Annotated in this window: 4 protein-coding genes; all 4 read left to right on the top strand. The window is 63.4% G+C overall.

Going from position 1 to position 2,626, the window contains the following annotated elements; translation table 11 throughout:
- The coding region (locus EN969_RS25965; protein ID WP_164758492.1) for a substrate-binding domain-containing protein at positions 1-322 on the top strand (322 nt) is incomplete at its 5' end.
- Positions 323-435: 113 nt separating this feature from the next.
- Complete coding sequence (locus tag EN969_RS25970; protein WP_013528362.1) at positions 436-1,512, top strand: ABC transporter permease; 1,077 nt, start codon at positions 436-438, stop codon at positions 1,510-1,512.
- 2 nt (positions 1,513-1,514) lie between these two features.
- Positions 1,515-2,282 (top strand): ATP-binding cassette domain-containing protein, encoded by a 768-nt coding sequence (locus EN969_RS25975; RefSeq protein ID WP_023810655.1) that lies wholly within the window; start codon positions 1,515-1,517, stop codon positions 2,280-2,282.
- 112 nt (positions 2,283-2,394) lie between these two features.
- On the top strand, positions 2,395-2,626 hold a 232-nt coding region (locus EN969_RS25980; RefSeq protein WP_164758493.1), incomplete at its 3' end, for a Gfo/Idh/MocA family oxidoreductase.

Raw genomic sequence — 2,626 nt, forward strand, 5'->3', positions numbered from 1 at the left:
GCTTTCGACCGGCAAGCCGTTCGATGGCGTCATCGCCAACAATGACGAAAGCGCCATCGGCGCCATCCAGGCGATGAAGGCCGGCAACATCGACATGAAGGCGGTTGTCGTCGGCGGCGTCGATGCCACCCAGGACGCGCTGGCGGCCATGCAGGCGGGCGACCTCGACGTAACTGTGTTCCAGGACGCGGCCGGCCAGGGCGCCGGCGCTCTCGATGCGGCGCTCAAGCTCTCCAAGGGCGAGAAGGTCGAGCACAAGGTCTACGTGCCCTTCCAGCTGGTGACGCCAGCCAACATCGACAAGTTCCTGAAGAAGAACTGAGCCGCCAGCGGTTCGATACGGAGCGGCGCTCTCGATCAAGACAGCGCCGCTCCCTCTCTCCCTCAGCGCCGGCACGGCGCGAGGGCGACCGCGGCTGATGGAGGACAGAATACGTGGCACAGACATCTCATGGCGTCGGCGGCGTCGGTTATGATGCGAAGAAGCGCACATGGCCGGCCGAGTTCAATGTTTTCCTGGCCCTGGTCATTCTCGTCGTCATCTTCGAACTGATCGGCCGCATCTTTCTCGGCGACAGCTTCCTGTTCAACACACGCAGCGATGTCGGCGGCATCTTCAACGAAGCGCGCCTGCAGATCATCATCCTGCAGGTGTCGATCGTCGGCATCATCGCCATCGGCGTGACACAGGTCATCATCACCGGCGGCATCGACCTGTCCTCGGGCTCGATCGTCGGCGCGACCGCCATGATCGCCATGAGCTTCGCCCAGGTGGCGACGGTCAACGGCAACCCCAATCCCAAGGCGATGTTCCTGGCGCAGGGCTGGACCGACCTGCCTGTCATCGTGCCGCTGCTGGTGGCGATCGCCTGCGGCCTCTTCGCCGGCCTGGTCAATGGCGCGCTGATCGCCTACACGCGCATTCCGCCATTCATCGCCACGCTCGGCATGATGGTGACCGCGCGCGGCATCGCCAAATGGTGGTCCAAGGGCCAGCCGATCTCGTTTCCCACCGAGAGTTTCGCCAGCATCGGCAAAGGCCTGATGCCGGTCGTCATCTTCCTGTCGCTGGCCATCCTGTTCCAGCTGATCATGACCTATACGAGGTACGGCAAGCACTGTTACGCGATCGGCTCCAACGAGGACGCCGCGCGCATGTCCGGCATCAAGATCGCCAATCACAAGATCCTGGTCTACGTCATCGCCGGCATTCTCGCCGCGCTCGCCGCCGTGGTGCTGAGCTCCAAGAACCTGACCGCGCAGTCCGGCATGGGCGTGATGTACGAACTCGACGCCATCGCCATGGCGGTCATCGGCGGGGTCTCGCTGTCGGGCGGCCGCGGCTCGATCATCGGCACGGTGATCGGCTCGCTGATCTTCGGCGTCATCATCTCCGGCTTCACCTTCCTGCGCCTCGACGCCTACTACCAGGAGATGGTCAAGGGCGTGATCATCGTCGGTGCGGTGGTTCTCGACCAGTGGCGCCAACGCCTGCGGGCAATGAGGGCATGACCATGTCAGACATCGTCCTGAAGACCGAAAACCTGACCAAGCGCTATGGCGGCGTGCATGCGCTGGAAGGCGCGAACTTCGAGCTGCGCAAGGGCGAGCATGTCGCCATCATGGGCGACAACGGCGCCGGCAAATCGACCTTCGTGCGCCAGATCACCGGCGTCGAGCAGCGCACCAGCGGCCAGATCTGGTTCGACGGCAAGGAAGTGAACTTTGCCGGGCCGATCGAGGCCCGCACGGCGGGCATCGAGACCGTGTTCCAGAATCTGGCGCTGGCCGACGATCTCGACGTGCCGTCGAACCTGTTCCTCGGCCGCGAGAAGGTTTTGTTCAACCTCGGCCCGTTCTCGATCCTCGACCGCAAATACATGCGCAAGGCAACCGAGGCGGCGCTGGTCCGCACGGCGGTGAAGATCCCCAATCTGTCCAACACCATCCGCCACATGTCGGGCGGCCAGCGCCAGTGCGTGGCGATCGCCCGGACGGCGACCTTCGCCTCCAAGCTGATCATCATGGACGAGCCCACCGCCGCCCTTGGCGTGCAGGAGACCGCGCAGGTCGAAAACATCGTGCGTACGCTGAAGGACAATGGCGAGCCGCTGATCCTGATCAGCCACAATATGCGCCAGGTGTTCGATCTCTGCGACCGCATCGTCGTGTTCCGGCGCGGCCGCATCGTCGCCAATCTGCGCAAGGAGAACACCGACGGAAACGATATCGTCTCCTACATCACCGGCGCCAAGACCGGGGAGGCGGAACTCGCGGCCTAAAACAGGATGGTCATCCTGTTTTCTGGCGCGCTCGAAAAATAGCCTTGCCACCTTTCCCCAAAAGCAAGGTGCGGACAACTCTCTCCAACCCATTCCCCCAGAGGAAATACCCATGACCGTTCGCTTCGCTCTCCTCGGTGCCGGCCGCATCGGCAAGGTCCACGCCCGTGCCGTCGGCTCCAATCCGCAGGCCAAACTGGTTGCGGTTGCCGATGCGTTCGAGAAGGCGGCCACCGAACTGGCCAGCGCCTATGGCGCCGAGGTGCGCAGCATCGAGGACATCGAGAAAGCCGGAGATATTGACGCCGTCATCATCTGCACGCCGACCGACACCCATGCCGATC

The sequence above is a fragment of the Mesorhizobium sp. M7A.F.Ca.CA.003.01.2.1 genome (assembly GCF_003998945.1).
In the GTDB taxonomy this organism is placed as follows: domain Bacteria; phylum Pseudomonadota; class Alphaproteobacteria; order Rhizobiales; family Rhizobiaceae; genus Mesorhizobium; species Mesorhizobium ciceri.